At 57.9% G+C, this 18,628-nt stretch carries 16 protein-coding genes and 3 tRNA genes; 12 read left to right on the top strand and 7 right to left on the bottom strand.

Going from position 1 to position 18,628, the window contains the following annotated elements:
- Positions 1-167: 167 nt before the first annotated feature.
- Both AAHM87_RS00725 and AAHM87_RS00720 read right to left on the bottom strand, forming a co-directional pair.
- Positions 168-845 (bottom strand): RsmG family class I SAM-dependent methyltransferase, encoded by a 678-nt coding sequence (locus tag AAHM87_RS00725; protein WP_457913166.1) that lies wholly within the window; start codon positions 843-845, stop codon positions 168-170.
- Positions 846-868: 23 nt separating this feature from the next.
- The gene (locus tag AAHM87_RS00720; RefSeq protein WP_457913253.1) at positions 869-1,474 is read right to left on the bottom strand and encodes an FAD-dependent oxidoreductase; all 606 of its coding nucleotides are present in this window, start codon (positions 1,472-1,474) and stop codon (positions 869-871) included.
- Between the two features lie 1,061 nt (positions 1,475-2,535).
- Between AAHM87_RS00720 and metE the strand changes: the two genes are divergently transcribed.
- A complete protein-coding gene (gene metE / locus AAHM87_RS00715) occupies positions 2,536-4,803 on the top strand; it encodes a 5-methyltetrahydropteroyltriglutamate--homocysteine S-methyltransferase (protein WP_457913165.1) in 2,268 nt (755 codons plus the stop codon).
- Between the two features lie 193 nt (positions 4,804-4,996).
- Positions 4,997-5,179 carry a hypothetical protein gene (locus AAHM87_RS00710; protein ID WP_457913252.1) on the top strand — a complete coding sequence of 61 codons (183 nt, stop codon included), beginning with the start codon at positions 4,997-4,999 and terminating at the stop codon, positions 5,177-5,179.
- 802 nt (positions 5,180-5,981) lie between these two features.
- On the opposite strand, the gene AAHM87_RS00705 is transcribed toward AAHM87_RS00710, so the two are convergent.
- On the bottom strand, positions 5,982-6,947 hold the full coding sequence (locus tag AAHM87_RS00705) for a 3-deoxy-7-phosphoheptulonate synthase (RefSeq protein ID WP_457913251.1): 966 nt from the start codon (positions 6,945-6,947) through the stop codon (positions 5,982-5,984).
- Positions 6,948-7,151: 204 nt separating this feature from the next.
- Between AAHM87_RS00705 and grpE the strand changes: the two genes are divergently transcribed.
- From grpE to dnaJ, 3 genes are read left to right on the top strand one after another with little or no spacing between them, the layout of a single operon-like run.
- The gene (gene grpE, locus AAHM87_RS00700; RefSeq protein ID WP_457913164.1) at positions 7,152-7,715 is read left to right on the top strand and encodes a nucleotide exchange factor GrpE; all 564 of its coding nucleotides are present in this window, start codon (positions 7,152-7,154) and stop codon (positions 7,713-7,715) included.
- Complete coding sequence (dnaK, locus tag AAHM87_RS00695; protein WP_457913163.1) at positions 7,712-9,619, top strand: molecular chaperone DnaK; 1,908 nt, start codon at positions 7,712-7,714, stop codon at positions 9,617-9,619. Before grpE ends, dnaK begins: the two co-directional genes overlap by 4 nt.
- Before the next feature lie 48 nt (positions 9,620-9,667).
- Positions 9,668-10,807, top strand: coding sequence for a molecular chaperone DnaJ (dnaJ, locus tag AAHM87_RS00690; RefSeq protein WP_457913162.1), 1,140 nt, complete (start codon positions 9,668-9,670; stop codon positions 10,805-10,807).
- A gap of 104 nt (positions 10,808-10,911) precedes the next feature.
- On the opposite strand, the gene AAHM87_RS00685 is transcribed toward dnaJ, so the two are convergent.
- Positions 10,912-11,235 carry a 4Fe-4S binding protein gene (locus tag AAHM87_RS00685; protein ID WP_457913250.1) on the bottom strand — a complete coding sequence of 108 codons (324 nt, stop codon included), beginning with the start codon at positions 11,233-11,235 and terminating at the stop codon, positions 10,912-10,914.
- Positions 11,236-11,818: 583 nt separating this feature from the next.
- Here AAHM87_RS00685 and rpmF point away from each other — a divergent pair.
- The 4 genes from rpmF to AAHM87_RS00665 all read left to right on the top strand — a co-directional run bounded on the left by rpmF (position 11,819) and on the right by AAHM87_RS00665 (position 12,804).
- The gene (rpmF, locus tag AAHM87_RS00680; RefSeq protein ID WP_457913161.1) at positions 11,819-12,022 is read left to right on the top strand and encodes a 50S ribosomal protein L32; all 204 of its coding nucleotides are present in this window, start codon (positions 11,819-11,821) and stop codon (positions 12,020-12,022) included.
- Entirely contained in the window at positions 12,015-12,272 is a 258-nt protein-coding gene (locus AAHM87_RS00675; RefSeq protein ID WP_457913160.1) for a phosphopantetheine-binding protein, read from the top strand. Before rpmF ends, AAHM87_RS00675 begins: the two co-directional genes overlap by 8 nt.
- A 383-nt stretch (positions 12,273-12,655) precedes the next feature.
- Positions 12,656-12,728 (top strand) — tRNA-Gly (locus tag AAHM87_RS00670).
- A gap of 5 nt (positions 12,729-12,733) precedes the next feature.
- A tRNA-Cys gene (locus AAHM87_RS00665) sits at positions 12,734-12,804 on the top strand.
- 336 nt (positions 12,805-13,140) lie between these two features.
- Here AAHM87_RS00665 and AAHM87_RS00660 read toward each other — a convergent pair.
- The 3 genes from AAHM87_RS00660 to argG all read right to left on the bottom strand — a co-directional run bounded on the left by AAHM87_RS00660 (position 13,141) and on the right by argG (position 16,491).
- Positions 13,141-13,422, bottom strand: coding sequence for a hypothetical protein (locus AAHM87_RS00660; protein ID WP_457913249.1), 282 nt, complete (start codon positions 13,420-13,422; stop codon positions 13,141-13,143).
- A gap of 16 nt (positions 13,423-13,438) precedes the next feature.
- The gene (locus AAHM87_RS00655) at positions 13,439-13,564 is read right to left on the bottom strand and encodes a hypothetical protein (RefSeq protein ID WP_457913159.1); all 126 of its coding nucleotides are present in this window, start codon (positions 13,562-13,564) and stop codon (positions 13,439-13,441) included.
- Positions 13,565-15,168: 1,604 nt separating this feature from the next.
- Positions 15,169-16,491, bottom strand: coding sequence for an argininosuccinate synthase (gene argG / locus AAHM87_RS00650; protein WP_457913158.1), 1,323 nt, complete (start codon positions 16,489-16,491; stop codon positions 15,169-15,171).
- 213 nt (positions 16,492-16,704) lie between these two features.
- Here argG and AAHM87_RS00645 point away from each other — a divergent pair, with 213 nt between their 5' ends.
- From AAHM87_RS00645 to AAHM87_RS00635, 3 genes are all read left to right on the top strand, one after another.
- Entirely contained in the window at positions 16,705-17,295 is a 591-nt protein-coding gene (locus tag AAHM87_RS00645) for an ATP-dependent Clp protease proteolytic subunit (protein ID WP_457913157.1), read from the top strand.
- Entirely contained in the window at positions 17,292-18,506 is a 1,215-nt protein-coding gene (clpX, locus tag AAHM87_RS00640) for an ATP-dependent Clp protease ATP-binding subunit ClpX (RefSeq protein ID WP_457913248.1), read from the top strand. The genes AAHM87_RS00645 and clpX overlap by 4 nt, the downstream gene beginning before the upstream one ends.
- Before the next feature lie 32 nt (positions 18,507-18,538).
- Positions 18,539-18,611 (top strand) — tRNA-Val (locus AAHM87_RS00635).
- Positions 18,612-18,628: the final 17 nt, after the last annotated feature.

Genomic DNA, 18,628 nt, shown 5'->3' with positions numbered 1-18,628 from the left:
AGGGCTGGCGCATATGATAGCGCGTCCTGAACAGGGCTTCTCCGCTCTAGCGCTGTAGTCATGCACTGCCTCCGGAGTACAGGTTTGTTGATCTATCTTGCTCTGTCGCCAATGGGAACAGGAGCATCATTCCTCAGGATTCGGTAACAGGCTATGCCTGCAGGCCATCATAGAGCACCGGCTTGCCTAGCCTGTTGTGGCACTGCAAGGCACGCAGCGCCCGTTATGACGACGAACCTCCGCTTGCTGACCATGGGCACCTTTAGCCTAGCAGCACAGGATGAACTGCAACCGCATACCCTGGCTGCAACGGCAGTGGTAGCATAGGAGTACGACCCGGAGGCAGTGATGACTGCACCTAACCACCCTTGCCTGCATACACGACGGAGTAGGCAAGGGTACGGCACGAGGGCCCTGGCTATTATGGCCTCAGCTGCCATCCCGCTTGCACTGGCGTCGGTGGGCCTTAGCACCCTAAGGTTGCACAGCCCCAGCTTACGCTGCATGTAGCTCTGGAAAACACTTTTGTCAGGGGTAGCCTCTAGTGATATTACGCGCAGGCATGGCATCATAGCGCCTAGCGCCATGCCAGGCAGGCCTGCTCCCGATCCCATATCTACTACCGTCACTGGCATCCCCGGCAATGCTGGCCTGATGAGACTAACGACCACTGCTCCTATGGATGCTGCGTCGCAGATATGTGGCACCACTGTGCTGCGCATTGGCCCTCTGCTGGTCAGTCCGTGCGTCGCGTTCCATCTGGCTATAGAGCGCGAAAACGACACCACAGAGCGCGTGGTGTGGGCGGATAGGAGAATGCCTATCGCGCAAGCGCACCGTCCCATGTGCTCTGCAACATCCTCAGGCTTCATGGGGTGCCGAAGTAAGCACTAGCAGGGATACTGCTGCTTCGGCTGATATCCTGGCGCACAGCGTCAAGGCAGCGAGGCCTCAGCAGCAGTATCCTATAGGACTGCTCTCCTGACACCCACCTCAGCCGCGCGTAGTCTACATGCTGCTGGATGAGCACTGCGAGCCGCGCTCTGTGGTGGTGGGAGCTTATGGTCATCTCCTTTAGGCCGAACGCCAGCCAACTATGGTCGGGTACTATACCTAGCTCTCGTCCCGTCCTCGTCAGTAGCCTGTCCGCATTGTCCTCCCTTACCGCTGTCCTATCATCAACCCTGCTAGTGAACATCCTGTACGGCTCAGATACTCCATGCCTGACTATGAAGTCTATCAGTACGCCTATATAGGACGCATGCCTATGGAGGACCCATGCGGCTAACTTGGCCGAGTGCCTTGCTGCATTGACGGCAGTGACCAGCCCCTGTGCTGCAGCCTCCGGGTATCCAGTAGTTTCGTTTACTTGCTCTGATTGGTAGACACCATCCATTACCCTTGACTCAAGAGATGGGCGCAGGAGCATGGGGTCGAAGTAGTCGTACTCAACCGCATGCCCTGCGCGTGTGATGCTGCGGCATCAAGGCCAGGTATGCTGCCCCCTATCCTGGACATCAGGTCCATTCAGGTAGAGAGCCCGTTCAGGTAAAGCTCGTCGCACGACTGGCCCATAGGATCAACCAACACGGCATGGTGGCGCCTTTGCTGGAACTCCCTTCTCGAGACATGCAGTAGCGCGGCCCTCGTGACGGAGTATCCGTCCATGGCCTATGCGTGCATGTGGCGGTAGAAAATGCGGTGTGTTAAGGCGTGGTGCGCGTAAGCAAGCACGTCACTGGCCTCGTGCGCACGATAGCCCTACCAGCCTACCTTACGCCATAGGAGCAGGTGCTGCACCTGACCCTGGCGGTGTGCCTGTCGACGCCCCCTGGGCATGCCGAGCAGCTACAGGCACTCCGATAGCTCGCACCAGCGCTTGCCTAAGGTGCTTGCCCGTACCGCTGGCGTTTCTACGACGTATACCCTGGCATTGAGGAGGTCCTGCGGCAAACAACGGCAGATGCGCACTCTGCGACCATGCCAGCTAAGGTGCCTATACGATCTTGCCTCTGGTGATGTCCACCCTGCACGCTCTGTCCTGGACTACCGACAGGTCCTAGAGCGCCCTGTAGAGCTGCGCTTTACAGGGCTGCGTTTATCTGCACTGTGCATGCGTTGACCTGGCTGCGGCGCCCTTAGTCTGATTCAGGGTCATCGTGGTTATTGCATGTCAGCCAGCATGCCCATTGCCCCAGCGCGTCTATTTCCATCACCAGGTGTCCCTTCCCTATTCGTACGATGGAGGGTTGCAGCTTAGGCTACCTATGCCTTCGATGCTTGGCGTTATGACTAGAGTTGACGCCCTTGCATCGCGGATCCCAGGGCAGCCTCCATCCCAGCATGCCCACAGCCTATAACAACCACATCACACTGCGCTCCGACATGACGTGGCGCTCGTGCGCGAGGCAGCCGTATTGGGCACTTGCGCGGCAGAAGATAGGCGCATGCCGCTTGTCAGGGTCGAACTGACAACCCTTTCATTCAATGAAATGGTTGCCATCTGGAGCTAAAGCGGCCGATTAGCGTGCAAGTATGATAACCTCACACATCCTGGGGTTCCCCAGGATAGGTAGGGCTAGGGAGCTAAAGTTCGCGCTAGAGAGGTACTGGGCCAGCGGTGGTGACCAGAACGCAAGGCTGCTACACGACGTACGTGGCGAATTGTGCATGGAAGGGTGGGACGTACAGCGCGCTGCTGGGATGGACTACGTTACTGTGGGCGACTTTTCTCTCTATGACCACGTCCTGTCGACGCTGGAGCTAATGGGATGCATGCCGGTCAGGCTACGCCAGCTATCCTGCGACAAGCTAGCCTCGTATTTCGCTGCCGCACGTGGTGGTTCTGCAGGAGCAGCCATGGACATGAAGAAATGGTTCAACACTAACTATCACTACATGGTGCCCGAGTACTCAAGGGGCATGGAATTCGATCCGGGGGATGGTAGATGGCTAGCCGAGGAGATAGACATGGCACAGGCTGCTGGGCATAGAGTCAAGGCAAGCATCCTCGGACCCATCACCCTCCTATGGCTTGGCAAGGAGCGAGATGGCCTGTTGAACCGGCTAGAGTTGCTTCCTGGGCTGGTAGAGGCTTATGTTCACCTCCTGTCGCTAATGCAGGCGCGCGGCGTAGAGTGGATTCAGGTAGAGGAACCCATTGCCAGCCTGGACATACCTGACCTATGGTCAGGCGCAATGCATGCAGCGTACGACGCACTAAGCCGGAGGTCGCCTAGGCTTCTCCTAACGTCGTACTACTCATTCCCCTCCGGCTGCTTCGACATACTATGCCAGCTCCCAGTATCTGGTCTGCATGTGGACGTTACGCGCAACTTCAGGCTAGGCGCACTGCGCTGCTTCCCACGAGACATGGTTCTCTCTGCAGGCGCAGTTGATGGTAGACACGTTTGGTCGTGTGACCTATCAGCAACCGCCCGCCTCCTAGATAGGGCAAGGGACATGGCGAGGCTGGATGACCGACTGTGGGTATCAACAAGTTGCTCGCTAATGCACGTGCCAGTTGACGCAGCAACCGAGGGTGCAGTCAGCATGTCAATCAGGCCTATGCTGTCCTTTGCGATCCAGAAGGCAGGCGAGGTTGCTGCGCTGAAGCTCCGGCTGTCGCATGGCAATGCGGGCGAAGCTATCACTCGCACGTCTCCATCTCGCTCGTTTAAGCCTGCAGTCGGCTTTGGTACTGAGGACCTACAGCTCTCGCCGCGCAGGCAGCTTGGGTACGCCGACAGGGCAAGGAGCCAGCGGTCTGCCCTCGGGCTGCCTGTGCTCCCAACAACCACCGTAGGATCCTTCCCGCAAACCCCACGCCTTAGGCAGCTTAGGGTATTGCTCAGGCGTGGCAGTATAAGGCTGCAGTCTTACATGGGAGCCATTAGGGCAGAGATAGAGCACATAGTCAGGAGGCAGGCAGAGCTAGGCATGGACGTGCTGGTGCACGGCGAGGTAGAGAGAGGCGACATGGTTGAGTACTTTGGCGAGTCAATGGATGGGTTCGTAATAACGAGGAACGGATGGGTCCAGAGCTACGGCTCACGATGCGCCAAGCCGCCCATAATAGCACACGACATATCCTTCGTTCGTCCAATGACCTTATACTGGGCGTCATACGCTAGCAAGCTGACTAACCTGCCCATGAAGGGCATGGTTACAGGTCCGACCACCATAGTATGCTGGTCCTTTGCCAGGCGCGACCAATCGTACCAGGAGGTATCACTTCAGGTGGCGCGCGCTCTCCGGTTGGAGGTATCTCTCCTTGGCTCCAGCGGAGTTGGCATAATACAGATCGACGAGCCTGCGCTAAGAGAGGGCCTACCATTGCAGTGCGCCATGCGCCGCAGGTACTTAGCATGGGCAGCAGATGCCTTTGGGGTAGCATGCTCTGGCACGTCACCGTTCGTGCAGATACACACTCACATTTGCTACTCAGAGCTAGGAGACGTTCTGCATACGATGTCTAACATGGAAGCAGACGTCGTTTCCATTGAGGCCGCGCGATCAAACATGTCCCCCCTTGCTCTGCTGCGCGGGTTCCACAAGGGCGTAGGACCTGGCGTATTTGACGTACACTCGCCTCAGCTGCCATCACAGGATGCAATGGCCAGCCGCATAACGGCAGCGCTAGGCATAGTACCGCCAGAGAACTTATGGGTAAACCCAGACTGCGGACTTAAAACAAGGACTTGGGAGCAGGTAAACGCCGCTCTATCCAGCATGAGACGCGCTGTTGATAATGTAAAGGAACGGCTGCGCATTGGCTCCGGTGCGCTGCCAAGGCAGGCATGATGGGAGCGCTTTGCGCCGCAATGTCAGGCTGCGTTGACTCGACCATTGCTGCGCACATCCATGGCGAAAGTGGGGTACAGGGTGTGCGGGTTGCGACACGTTGGGCTGGGCTGCATGCGCCGCAATGGGCATGCGCATGGCGCGCCAGGCCCATCGGCTGAGTATTGGCTCCAGCGTCTTCTAACAATGCACGCTGGATCCGTTAGGGGCACAACGCCCGAACCCAGACGTTGCGCGCAACAGCGGCGTAAAGTTAGGCGCGCTGGCTGCCCTAGTGCGCTCCCTAGGCTATGCGCTACTTGCCACGGGGCACGTGTTTAACCATGCAACTGACTGCTGTAGATGCCGAACGGGACCAGTCTTCGTGCACGACTAGAGCATGCACAGCTACGCAGCATAGCTTTCCCTCTGGGCTCCTTGACTAAGCGTTTCCCTTCGTCATGGCCACCTGGCGTTTGCCTGTTTCATCTTTCTTCAACAAGGCGTTGCTACACGGTTATGCCTCGTAGCCAAGGCTGCTTCGCATCCTTCATGCGTCGGCACGTTGGCGTGAGGTGCGGTGCGATTAATGTCCAGCCTGGTACACCGCATCCTCGCACTGTGTGTAGCTCGGCGGGGTGCCCAACGTGCACGCCTGCCAGGCTGCTTGTGCGTTACTTTCATGGGCGCCAGGTCACCAGGGCATGCGCTTTATGCCACGTGTGCAGCGGTGTGCGGGAGTCACTAGATCCCATAGAGGCGTACGACGTACGCAGTGCAATCATCGGGATTGCATAACGTTCATAGTCGTGAACAGCGTGTGTTGTGACGACGTGTGCTACTGCCTGCGGTAGGCACCATGCAGGGCTGAGGCTCGCTCCGCCCGATGTAGCGAATCACTACTGCGATAAACTCACCGCCTGTATGGTTCAGTGAAGTCAGGAGGTGAGTACTCTCTATCCTCAGGAGCTTTCTGGAATAGACGCGCGCATCGTTGCCAAGTCGGCCTCATACTAGGCTTCGGCGAGCTGTCTGGAGAGGTGGTCGCCACTGCCAGGGAGGCAGCAGAGGCTGGTGCTTGTCCGTAGGCTCTCCCTGTCGCCGTCGCATCGCTGGCCGTGCTCTTACTAGTACCTGAACGCTATACTGGCGGCAAACTTCTGAGGAGGGCTTCCTGTACTTCCGCGCCGGCCCTCATGTTAGGTCCTCGTTCGACGCATGGGGCTCTTTTCTGTCCTGGCCCTCCTCAGGTTGGCCGATGTGGATAGGGCTCGAAGAGCGGCAACGGTCTCTGCCCACCCCATGCAGCCATCGGTGACGCTGGTCCCATAGGCAGCGTGCGGTAGCATGGTCGCGCCCTCGTGTATGTAGGACTCCACCACCAGGCAGGCTGTGTCGCGCTCGCCATCACGGAGCCGGAGTGCAACGGCGCAGCACACGAACGCCTGGCGCGTGTGGTCCCTTAGGCTGTTGCCATGGCTAGCGTCTATGCCCACGCGTCCTGCCATGCCTGCTGCAGACAACTCAGTGCGCGTGCGGTCTGAGTGTGCTGCGCCGTAGTTTGGCGACGCGCCCCCCCTCAGCACAGCAGTGCAGTAGGGATTTCCGACGGTGCGAGCTATGCCAGCACCCCACAGAAGCGAAGGGGATGGGTGCGCATGGCGTGCCGCAACTGCTGCGCGCACCGCTGCAGTTGCGTTGCCAGCAGTGTCGTTCTTCATAAGGATAGCGTATGGCGCATAGGAAGCTAGCTCCCTATGCGGCTGCGACTCAACAGTGCGCGCTCCTATGGCGCCACAGGAGAGCAGGTCAGCCATACTTAGCGCTGCAGGTAAGCTAAGGCACTCCGCGCATGCAGGAAGCCCTAGCCTGTTTGTATATAGCAGGAGCTTCCTTGACATCCTGAGGCCAAGTGCTATGTCACCCGTTCCTGCAGCGCGTGGGTCAACGAGCAGTCCCTTCCAGCCAAGGATAGTTCTTGGCTTCTCGAAGAACGCCCGCGCCACAGTAAGCAGCGTTCTGCCGTGCAGGTGTCTCTGCACAAGCAGCCTGGCATAGTACTCGGATGCGCTGGCTGTGTCATAAACTGAGCAGGGCCCCATGATCGCGAGCAGCCTGTCGTCATTGCCACAGAGCACGCTTCGCACTTCGTGTCTGCTGCGCATAATGAACCCATTGAGCCTGTCGTGCATCATTTGCGAGACGTGGTGCACCCGACATTGTAACCGCCATCTTATCAGTTGTGCTTTTCTCGTTGATTGAACGCCCTACGCCAGTTGCATGGTGCACGGCGTGCCCCAGTGCAAAATCACGCCCGCATCCACAGCAGCCCAGAGATGCATTGCAGTTGCTGCACACCCAGCCCGGATATGGAAGATAGCATGAGGGCAACAAGTGAGAGCATGGGCGGCGTAGGGCACGGCCATGCCACAAATGCCGAGGGTTATGTATGGAGGGACGTAGGCGCGCGAGGAAGGATAGCAGACCTAGAGTGCATGCTATCCAGGGCCAGGTCGGATGCTGAGGGCGCAAGGAGGAGGTACGAGGGCGGTGCGGCGAAGCTGAGGCTATTCTCTAGCGAAGACATGGTAAGGCAGGTGCTCCCGGTAATGGACAGCATAGAGAGGTCTTTGCAGGACGATACTGGAGCAGGCATGAAGGAGGGAGTAGAGCAGACAGGAAGGCAGCTACGCGCAATGCTTCATAGGAACGGAGTTGATGTCATACACCCCCAGGATGAGATGTTCGACCCTAGGCAGCACCAAGCAGTGGCGGTAGTAGAGGCCGAAGGCGCGGATGGCATGGTCGTATCTGTACTCCAGAAGGGCTACCGCCAGCACGAGCGCGTACTGAGGCCAGCAATGGTCGTCGTATCCAAGGGAAAGGAACGTGAGGCCACAGATACCGTAAACCCTACACATGGTCTAGCATGATGAAAATCATTGGCATCGACTTAGGTACGACCAACTCTTGCGTCGCCGTGATGGAAGGCGAAAGGCCTAGGGTCATAGAGAATGCCGAGGGCTCCAGGACCACGCCTTCCGTGGTGGCTTATCAGGACAACGCAGAAACAATAGTCGGGATTCCGGCCAAGCGGCAGGCTGTGACAAACCCCAAGAACACGCTCTTTGCAGTAAAGAGACTCATTGGCCGGAAGATCGGCGACAGGGAGGTACAGAGGGACATAGGCACATTGCCTTACAAGGTTGTAGGCTCAGATAACGGGGATGCTTGGATAGAGGTTAGGGGTGGAAAGGTTGCCCCGCAGCAGGTTTCTGCTGAGATTCTGCGCAAGATGAAGAGGACTGCAGAGGACTACCTAGGCGAGACTGTAGACGCGGCTGTGATCACTGTGCCTGCATACTTCAACGATAGTCAGAGGCAGGCGACCAAGGATGCAGGCAGGATAGCCGGACTCGACGTGCGGCGCATAATAAACGAGCCCACTGCAGCAGCACTGGCTTTCGGTCTGGACAAGACCGACAAGAAGGACAGGAAGGTTGCAGTGTACGACCTTGGAGGCGGAACGTTCGACATATCTGTGATAGAGATAGCTGACGTGGATGGTTCTCAGCAGTTTGAGGTACTATCAACCAACGGCGACACTGCACTGGGTGGCGAGGACTTCGACAAGAGGGTGATAGAACACGTTGTAGCTGAGTTCAAGAAGGATAATGGTACCGATCTTTCGAAGGACGTCCTTGCCCTCCAGAGGCTTAAGGAGGCAGCAGAGAAGGCAAAGATAGAGCTCTCTTCATCTCCGCAGACAGAGCTCAACCTGCCCTACATCACCGCCGACATGGGAGGGCCGAAACACCTGAACGTTAAGCTAACGTGCGCAAAGCTTGAGTCGCTGGTAGAAGACCTGGTGGAGAGGACCATAGAGCCGTGCAGGACGGCGCTTAGGGATGCGAAGCTATCAATGGAGGACATAGACGACATAATACTAGTCGGCGGGCAAACTCGTATGCCCCTCGTCGTTCGCCGAGTAAGGGAGTTCTTCAATAGGGAGCCGAGGCGTGACATAAATCCGGACGAGGCTGTTGCAATTGGCGCTGCGATACAGGGGCAGGTCCTATCCGGCGAAAGGAAGGACGTCCTACTGCTTGACGTAACGCCACTATCCCTAGGAATAGAGACTCTGGGCGGCATAATGACAAAAATGATTTCCAAGAACACCACCATCCCAACCAAGTGCACCCAGGTATACTCAACTGCTGAGGATAACCAGCCATCAGTCACCATCAAGGTGTTCCAGGGCGAGCGTGATATTGCTGCAAAGAACAAGCTGCTTGGAGAGTTCAACCTAGAGGGCATACCGCCTTCCCCGCGCGGCGTGCCTCAGATAGAGGTTACGTTCAACATAGACGTAAACGGCATACTGCACGTTTGCGCCAGGGATAAGGCCACTGGCAAGGAAAACAGGGTTGTCATCAGGGCAAGCTCAGGCCTCACCGAGCCAGAGATAGCAAAGATGGTGGATGAGGCTCGGGCGAACGAGGAGGAGGACAGGAGAGTGCGCGACCTTGTGAAGGCCAGGAACCAGGGCGACTCCCTTGTTCACAGCACCAGAAAGTCGCTGCGAGATTATGGCAGCAAGCTTAGCTTAGAGGAGAGGTCAAGGATAGAGGAAGCCATCAAGGCACTAGATGAGGTACTTAGATCAGACGATAAGCAGCTCATAGACTCAAAGCTCAAGGATCTAATCGAGGAGTCCAGGGTGATAGGCGAGAGAATGTACGCCGCAAAGAACGCGCAGGATGCCGGAGAGCCCAAGGGGAGCAGCGCTCGCGCAGACGAGGTCGTGGACGCAGACTGCACAGAGGTTGGCAAGTAGCAACCACGCCAGGCCTGCGCTCGCGCATAGCCTCCTCACCGCCGTACCGTGATGGGCAGGGACTACTATAGCGTGCTTGGGGTAGATAGGGGTTGCAGCGACGCCGATATAAAGAGCGCTTACAGAAAGCTCGCCATGAAATACCACCCGGACAGGAACAGGGCAGATGGCGCGGAGGAGAGGTTCAAGGAGATAAAACAGGCGTATGAGACGCTGGGCGACAGCAAGGCAAGGGCGCGGTACGACATGTGCGGCGCTTCGTACGGCGCCGCGCACAATCCTGGCACGCATGGCGCATTCGAGGACTTCGGTTGTCCCATAGAGGACATCTTCGTCGACATATTCGGCCGACACATGTCGGACAGGGCCGCTAAGAGGAAGGACGCCAGGGGCAGAGACCTGGTTGGCAGGGTGGAGGTTACGCTAGAGCAGGCCGTTCTCGGGCATGAGACAGAGGTGCATATCACAAGGCTGACGTACTGCGAGAGCTGCAATGGCTCAGGGTGCGAGCGCGGCACCAGACCAGCCAAGTGCAGTGCTTGCGATGGCGTAGGAGGTTCGTACACGTCGCAGGACATCTTCTCTGTGTACCACGATTGCGTAGCATGCGGAGGCGCTGGCACTGTGATAGCACGTCCGTGCGAGAGCTGTTGTGGCACGGGTAAGGTAAGGTCAAGGAAGCGGCTATCAGTGAAGATACCAAGGGGGGTTGACAGTGGTACCAGAATAAGGCTGGCAGGATATGGAGACGCCGGGGCATCTGGATCGTACGGCGACCTACTTGTCGAAGTAGCCGTAAAGCAGCACCCCATCCTGGAAAGGCGTGGTGACGACATACACTGCACGGTTCCAATCAGGCTGACCACTGCCCTGCTTGGTGGCAGCATCAGCGTGCCTACTATTGGCGGAGCCGTGTCGTTCAACGTGCCGCAGGGTACGCAAGGAGGCCGCGTGTTCAGGGTTAGGGGCAAGGGCGTTGGCGGAACCAGGTCTAGGGTGCCAGGCGATCTGTACGTCCACGTCCAGATTGAGGTTCCGGTGAAGCTGAGCGAGGCCCAGAGGGAAATAGCAAGGAGCCTAGAGAGGTCATTGCAGGGCTGTGCGCACAGCTACCCAGCAATCAGGGACTGGACAGACAAGGCTAGGGCAGCATGCGGCCCCCGCTGCGTAGGCGACTATCGCGCATAGGCCTAGCGGCCAATTGCGCCTGCTCGACCTGGGATCGAACAAGGGGTCCAGCGGATTAACAGTCCGCCGCTCTGCCGCTGAGCTATCGAGGACGTGCGTTGCTCCTATATCCTGAGTAGGTGGATCTTGCGCCTGACGCTACGCCACCTATCCGCACACCTTAGCCTATCCCTCCTAGCCCTTACTGCGGGCCATAGCATGGCAAGCTCCATATTTATCCTGGCGTAGTGGCACGATCCAATGGGCGCAGCGCTCGCGGGGTGCACTGCCCCTGCTGGGCATTCACGCGCGCACATAGAGCAGTCCACGCACTCGCTCTGGTCTATTGCCAGGAAGTTTGGCCCCTCCTTGAAGCAGTCCGTGGGGCATACGCTTACACAGCACGTGTACTTGCAGTTGATGCAACCCTCCGTCACTATGTGTGCCATGCTTACGTGGGCTGGGCGTAGCAATTGCGATCGGCGCAATGGCGTTCCGTGCATCCTGTTCGAGAATGATGCCATTGCCGCAGGGGACGTGGTGCCAGGAGCGCAATGCACTGCGCTCTCCAGACGCAGTTGCCATGGCCAGGCTGCTGCTGTGCACCACGTCCCCTCAGGCTGCACCATAGGCTCAACGTAGGCGCATCTGGTGTTCTGGTTGAGTGCAAGGGCAGGCGCAACACGCCGTGGCCAAGGCATTGGAGGTGGTGCAGCACGTTTGCGCACCGCATATCTATGGCGCGACACCTGCACTTGATCCAGCAGTGCCCGCTGGGCCTGCGTGCTCTCACACTGATAAGGTGCGTAATGGCTGCCTATATGCAGGCTCTGCTGGATGCCCGCCTATGACCTGAAAGCACCAGGTGAGTGCGCATTGCGCCAGCATGCTGCACCATGCGGATATAACCATGATTGCACCGAGGCTCAGGCTGCTGTGAGGCTTCACGCACCGCAGCCACATGGCTGCAAGGTAGCCATGTCTGCCCTGGAGCAGAGCCCCGGTAGTGTGAACGCTTAACACGACCGACATATGGCCGTACCTAAGCGTAAGAAGTCGCCGTCGAGGCGCAACATGAGACGGCGCCATAGGAAGCTGAAACTTCCTGCCGTCTCCTCCTATTCTGATGGCAATATGCACCTAAGGCACTACGCCACAGCAGCAAGGCGTAACGATGGTCAGATGAGCCATGAAAACAAGCAAATGTCAGTAGTGGAGGGAGATCTAAATGGATAGGCTCGAGTCTCGCATCATGCGCATACTCGATGACCGCATCGGCGCACTGGGTGGCATAGGTTACGAGGCTGCCCTGGTTCGCCATGGCATTGACTCGGTGGATATCATGGAATCCCTCGTTGATATAGAGTGCGCGTTCGATGTAGAGTTCGAAGACGGCATGCTTACGGAGGACCTGAGCATCCGGGATGTGGTAGACGCAACGCGACGCCTCGTGCACGTACCCATGGAGCCAAAGGCTTACCCATAGAGCCAGGGCTGGCTGTAGGTATGCAGCACTCCGCGTGCACCAGCCGTTTCCTTGGTATGCCAGAACCAGGTTTTAAAGGTACCGTACCAATGGTACACGCAGCGCTGTGCTATGCGTGTCGCAGCCATAGCGCCGATTGCTGCCTTGCTTGCGCCTTCGCACCATTGCATGCAGGCATAGGGCTTGCATACAATGCTTCCTGGGGTGGAAGCATTGTGCAGTGCTCATGGCTGCCATGCTACCTGCCAATGGGCAGGGTGCTACACCCACCAGCATTTTGCGCACCAGCAATCAGCGCACGACTCTACGCCGATTGCGGATTGCATGCACTCCCATCCAACACAACCAGGGCACGACGCCATGGCGTCATGGCGGAGTGCCAGGCGGAAGTAGCTCAGTCGGCAGAGCGTAACTATGCCAAGGTTAAGGTAGCGAGTTCGATTCTTGTCTTCCGCTCACGCGGCGCGATAGCAAAGTGGCCATGCGGTAGCCTGCAAAGCTACTCACACCGGTTCAATTCCGGTTCGCGCTTTAGTGTGCGATGCAGCAGCGCGGGCACGGTCTCTGCGGTCGCCCGCGCGATGTACTGTGCCTGGCTTGGCAGTGCATCAGCTAGGCGGCCCACCTACAGCACGCAGCTCTCGCTGGAGGGTGGCGCAATGAATTGCGGCAACTGCGAGTGCGACGACATGCCTGAGGATGATACCAATGACCACAACCGCAGACCAGGGGCGCGCGATGCGCTGAAGCTATGGGCAGCTCCAGTGCTCCCGCCCCCCAGCAACACGCGAACGCAGCATGGCTCCGCGCTGCGTGCCACTCGGAGCGCTTGAGCAGCGCGCGTGTTATGCGTTCGTAGTGCCACCATCTATGAAGCAGGTACCTCTATGTTAACATCGTCGCCTACCATGAGGGTGCCAAGCGTGCACCTGAGCAGCGTTACACGAACCAGGTTCACGCGGCACGTCCAACCATAACCCCCTAGGTCTGGTCCTATGGCAGTTAGCGCTGCGCCATCTACTACGATTGCGCCCTTGTGAACAATTGGCCTGCCATCGTATCTGCGTACGCCCATTGCTAGCCTAACGGAGCCTCCATCGGAACGGGTGGCCATTACCTTGCCGGTGCAAACTACGTGACCACTGGCTATCGTTCCGTGCAGCAGATCAGAAGGTGCAGTGGGCAGCTCTACGTTCGTGCCCCGTGCCGCACCTGAGCATCCTTAGCTGCCTGAGACTGTCGTACGACATGCAAGCTCCGATCATAGGCCCCACTGCCCTGCAGACCGTCATGCAGGCACCGCATACACTATCTCCAGGCCTGAGGCCATAGGAAGCCGCATGGGATGCGACCCATAACGGGACGCCAGTAGACCGTCTAACAACATCAGCACCGCTGCACACTACCACGCCCATTGCCCTAAGCCGGTGAACATGCTGCCGTGTCCGCTGTGTTCGCTCCGGGTGTTAGTGTTGCAGCAGCGCGGCGCTCGTAACAGCATGCAGGCAGCGCTCGTCCTTGAGGTCGCCGGCTATGAATCGCCAGCCTACCTGTGCTCTGTCGCAGCGCGCAGGCAGGCTCCTTGCGCCTGCCCCTACCTGTCCTAGAGCTCAGCTCCTGTGCTTTGCCTAGGCGCCATGAACAACCAACGTGCGGGCTTGGGCTGCAAGGAGCCGCATCGCAGTCGCCAACCCACGGCACAGCACTCCTATTGTGTGCCAGTACGTAGCATGCAGGCCAGCGTGCCGCCAAGCAGGCCTACCGGAGCACTGACAGGCGTTGTTAGCATGGTCGGCATGCCATGAGCTAGGCGTGCGCAGTGCGTAGCGCGGTGGTTAGGCAGGCCTTCGCTGCGCTGCCGTTAGGCCTGCTTGACCATACCCCACTGCTGCCCATTGAGTCATAAGAACATAGGCTAGGGCTTGTACGCCCCTACGCTATGATCAGGCCATATCGCACGACGTCAGGGATACGCAGAGGCCATTCTAAGGCTGGCCTACCGTTCGACTTAGGTTCACAGTGCTGCTCAATGCACACAGGGCTACTGCAGCCAATCATTCTGCGAGCTATGGGGAGCTGCGCCCGTCGCACGCCTTTGCGCATTGCGCAGCTAGCCTAGTTCTGCCATAACTAGCGCTAGTTATGGCAGCGCGCTCCATCTAGCTCCGCTATCTATGCTCAGGTGCGCTATCTAGCAGCAAATGCTGGATGCGCATGCTGCCTGGGCGGATACTCTGAGGTGCACGCGCCGTATGTTGCTAGGGCAGCTGTGCTTAGGAGGTCAGATTCGAGGCAGAAATGGCTGCGACAGCTCCTGGCATACCGCCGTGCAGTAGGTACATCATTCCTACATCAGATGCTGAAATGGCAAACCTGAACGCAGGCTCAATGCGCACACGCCGTGCTAGCATTGCTATGCAAACAGCTGGATGCAGCGCATGCACCAGTTCGACAAGGTGGAGAATTCCCCTAACGCGCAGCCGCCAACAAGCATGCCATGCTGCCGAGGCTGCTAGGCCAGGCAGAGTGCGTGCTGAGGCTCTCGGCCTGCGCGACCTTGTGGTAGCGCTCAGCGAGATCTGGGCGGATGAGCGGCCAAGACGTATGATATCGATGCGGGATGCCCAGCGCTAGCATGCACAGGCAGCTTTAAAGCTGCTCCAACACCTCGTTGCTACAGCCTGAGCCTGGACTGCGCGCCGTGCCTCTGATGCACATGTTCAACGGATCTGGGCTGGCTGTGTGCAGTACTTTAGAGCTAGCAGCAGTGCCCGAACGAAAGCGTTACTGCGCTCCGTGGCTGCCCTGCGCGCCGTAAGGTAAAGGTGGCAGAGTGGTCTATTTCGCCAAACTCTAAGCTTGGTTACCATCGCAGTTGGTTTGAATCCCACCATTTTCACAGCTGCCCTAGGGGCATAGTGGGCACACCGGTTCCCGTGAGCTCCAGGATGCCCAGTAGCCCATATCTTACCACTGTGCATGCGTTGACGCTGGAAGCAAGGTCCGCCACGTTGAGCTGCCCTGCCCTATCCCATGGTCGTAGAGACGTGGTTTCTCCGTCCATAGTAGCAACGTCAGAAGCATAGGCCAGGGCTGTTGAGAACGTGTCCGCCGGTGTGTGTGGGGCTTCCCTGCGTAGCGTCAGCGTAACGTCTCCAGTTGCGAAGCGTGCTATCCAGCGCTCCATGGAGTCTCGTAGCATCATGGCCGAAGGGCTATACCACCTCCCGGCGTATAGAGACCGGCCCAGGCAAGATCCGCAGCGCCTGTAGTAGGCTATGGCACTCGCATCGTGCGCGCATGTAAGCAGCCTATCGTACGCGGCGTAGAGGATAGTCAACCCTGGCGCCTCGTACACGCCCCTGCTCTTGAAGCACAGGATCCTATCCTCTACCTGGTCACTCATGCCAATGCCGTAAGATCCCCCAAGGCGGTTTAGGTCCTGTAGCAGCTCAGCTGTGCTAGCATAGGGCTTGCCATCCAGTCCTATAGGCCATCCCTCGTTTAGCGTTAGCGTCAGGCGCCTTGTGCGAGGAACTGTGCCCTTACGGCTCGGGGTGCTCGGCCTTACGTCGCACGGGCCAGAGTCTAGCCTCTCAATGGTCTTGCCTTCGTAGCTGATGCCAAGGAGGCTTGCGTCCATGGAGTATGGGAGCGCCTGGCGTACGCCCCAGGCCAGCCCGCACGACGATACGAACCCCTCGAGCATGTCCCTGCTTCCCATGGAGCAGACGAAGCCTGTGTCGAGCCACGGCTTGTAGACCCTAAGTCCCGGGTGCCACAGTGAGCTGTATATGTTGAAGCGCTCTATGTCATTGCCTTTGTAAGTGCTTCCATCGCACCAAATGTGTATGCCATCCTGCTCCATTCGCCGGGATATGGCAACCCCTATGATGGCGCGGCTTATGGGTGTGGTGTTGAGGTAGTAAGAGCCTGCGGTGCTAATATGGAAGGCGCCACAGCGCACTGCACTAACGCCGGCACACGCAATGTGCTCCCTGCAGTCTACCAGCACTGCCTTCTCTGCTCCGAATGGAATGGCCCTCTCAGCCATTCGGTTTAGGTCAGGCTCGTCAGGCTGGCCTGTATGCGCTAAGTAAGCATAGGGCATAGCGCCCTCGCGCCTTATCCAGCACAAGGTTGCACAAGTATCTAGGCCACCGGAAAATGCAACGCCGACCCGTTCTCCCCTTGGCACATGGCTAATGATCCTGGCCATTCCTACGATGCAACGCCGTCAGTTCCCATATAGCTTCGCTTGGATATGCGCTCCTCCAGGCAGTGTTCGCTCGAGTCTCAGCAGCAGGGGATTGGTTGTGGGCCGTGCGCTGATGCTAGGGCTGCGCAGCAGCGTAGAGGGCAGATGCCGGGCACGGGCGACGCCTTATGGAGGCAGCCGCGCCCATTACCACCAACGCAAATTGGGCTGGCGATGATTACTAGGTCTATAACCATACCAATAGTTACTGAGAGCACACGCTCAGGCGAACGGAGCGTGGACATATTCTCACGCCTACTTAAGGAGAGAATCATCTTTTTAACTGGCGAGATTAATGACAACCTATCCAGCGTGGTAGTTGCTCAGCTCCTCCTACTGGAAAGCGAAGATCCAACAAGGGATATACACTTGTACATAAACAGCCCAGGTGGGTACATATCGTCTGGCATGTGTATATATGACACCATGCGGCATGTCAGGCCGTGCGTTTCTACGCTGTGCGTAGGGCGGGCTGCAAGCATGGCTGCCTTTCTACTTGCAGGAGGTGCGAGGGGTAAGCGGTACGCACTGTCTAACTCGCGCATAATGATACACCAGCCACTGGGCGGTATGCAGGGACAGGCATCGGATATCGAGATACATGCCCGGGAGATCCTCACGCAGAAGGAACACCTAAACCAGCTCCTTGCCATGAACACCGGACAGAGCGTGTCGAGGATCACCACAGACACCGATAGGGATTACTTCATGTCTAGCCATGAGGCTAGGGCCTATGGCATAGTGGACTTTGTCCTGGGTGGATAGCCGTGTGTAGCAATGACAGGGCCGTGCGTGCCTGCTCGTTCTGTGGAGGCAGGCTTACTCCCGATGGGACCATGCTTGCCAGCAAGGCAGCATCGATATGCTCGGGGTGTATAAAGGCAGGCTGCATCCTAGCGCAAGCTGCTGAGACAAGGATGCGCACGCCGTGCCAGCCGCGCCCCGATGCAATACTGGCTGAGCTGGACAGGAATGTAATTGGGCAGGATAGGATAAAGCGCATCATATCGGTCGCAGTGTACAACCACTACAAGCGCATCGAAGCCGATGGTTGCTGCAATGAGCGCCACGGCATATCAAAGAGCAACATATTACTGGTTGGCCCCACCGGATCAGGCAAGACACTCATAGCGCAGACAATGGCCCGGTTTCTAAGGGTGCCCTTCGCGGTCGCTGATGCAACAACCCTAACGGAGGCGGGCTATGTTGGAGAGGATGTAGAGGGCATACTGCTAAGGCTCCTGCACAGCTGCGACTTCGATGTGGACATGGCGCAGAGGGGCATTGTTTACATTGACGAGATCGATAAGATCTCCAGGAAGCAAGGCAGCCCCATGGCGACACGCGACATATCAGGCGAAGGCGTGCAGCAGGCGCTCCTTAAGCTCCTGGACGGCACAGTAGCCGTAGTTCAATGCCTTGGCGGCAAGAGGTTCCCCGATGCAGACTATATACACCTGGACACAACCGACATACTGTTCATATGCGGCGGCTCGTTCGAGGCAGCGACAAGGGCTGCCTCCATGTCCACACCCCCTGGCTGCGTAGGCTTCACAAGGCCGATTGCCATTAGAGCGCGCAGGCCCATGACGGCACGAGAGCTCATCAAGCACGGCCTTATACCGGAGCTTGTTGGCAGGCTTCCAGTGGTTGAGGTGCTTCAGGAGCTTACTGAGGACGACCTCATTAGGATAATGGTAGAGCCTAGCTCCGCGCTACTATGGCAGTACAGTGCGCTACTCGGCCTCGAAAGCGCCTGCCTTGCCATATCGACTTCCGGACTCAGGCGCATAGCGCACAGGTGCATGTTGCTCGGCATAGGAGCACGGGGCCTGAGGTCCATTATGGAGCACTTACTCGTAGACGCAATGTACGAGATACCAATTGCCCATGGCAGCACCTATGGCATACTGCTTGATGAGCGCGTCGTCCGTGCTATGAGGGGTCCATTCATGCTATACCCACGCCCCATATAGCATGCACCTAGGGCGCATGCCTATACACCATCTGGTGCTTAGCTCAGCGGCAGAGCGGCGTCCTTACGCTGCGCAGGTCGATAGTTCGAGACTTTCAGCACACATTGCGCATGGTGCCACGC

The sequence above is a fragment of the Candidatus Tremblayella endosymbiont of Pseudococcus viburni genome, from assembly GCF_964031255.1.
This window is presented reverse-complemented; position numbering and strand designations above follow the sequence as displayed.

Bases quoted from the DNA above. Each gene is read 5' to 3' on its own strand.
- AAHM87_RS00725 (WP_457913166.1), bottom strand. From the start codon at position 845: ATGGGACGGTGCGCTTGCGCGATAGGCATTCTCCTATCCGCCCACACC.
- metE (WP_457913165.1), top strand. From the start codon at position 2,536: ATGATAACCTCACACATCCTGGGGTTCCCCAGGATAGGTAGGGCTAGG.
- AAHM87_RS00705 (WP_457913251.1), bottom strand. From the start codon at position 6,947: ATGCGCAGCAGACACGAAGTGCGAAGCGTGCTCTGTGGCAATGACGAC.
- grpE (WP_457913164.1), top strand. From the start codon at position 7,152: ATGGAAGATAGCATGAGGGCAACAAGTGAGAGCATGGGCGGCGTAGGG.
- dnaK (WP_457913163.1), top strand. From the start codon at position 7,712: ATGATGAAAATCATTGGCATCGACTTAGGTACGACCAACTCTTGCGTC.
- AAHM87_RS00685 (WP_457913250.1), bottom strand. From the start codon at position 11,235: ATGGCACACATAGTGACGGAGGGTTGCATCAACTGCAAGTACACGTGC.
- rpmF (WP_457913161.1), top strand. From the start codon at position 11,819: ATGGCCGTACCTAAGCGTAAGAAGTCGCCGTCGAGGCGCAACATGAGA.
- AAHM87_RS00675 (WP_457913160.1), top strand. From the start codon at position 12,015: ATGGATAGGCTCGAGTCTCGCATCATGCGCATACTCGATGACCGCATC.
- AAHM87_RS00655 (WP_457913159.1), bottom strand. From the start codon at position 13,564: ATGACGGTCTGCAGGGCAGTGGGGCCTATGATCGGAGCTTGCATGTCG.
- argG (WP_457913158.1), bottom strand. From the start codon at position 16,491: ATGGCCAGGATCATTAGCCATGTGCCAAGGGGAGAACGGGTCGGCGTT.
- AAHM87_RS00645 (WP_457913157.1), top strand. From the start codon at position 16,705: ATGATTACTAGGTCTATAACCATACCAATAGTTACTGAGAGCACACGC.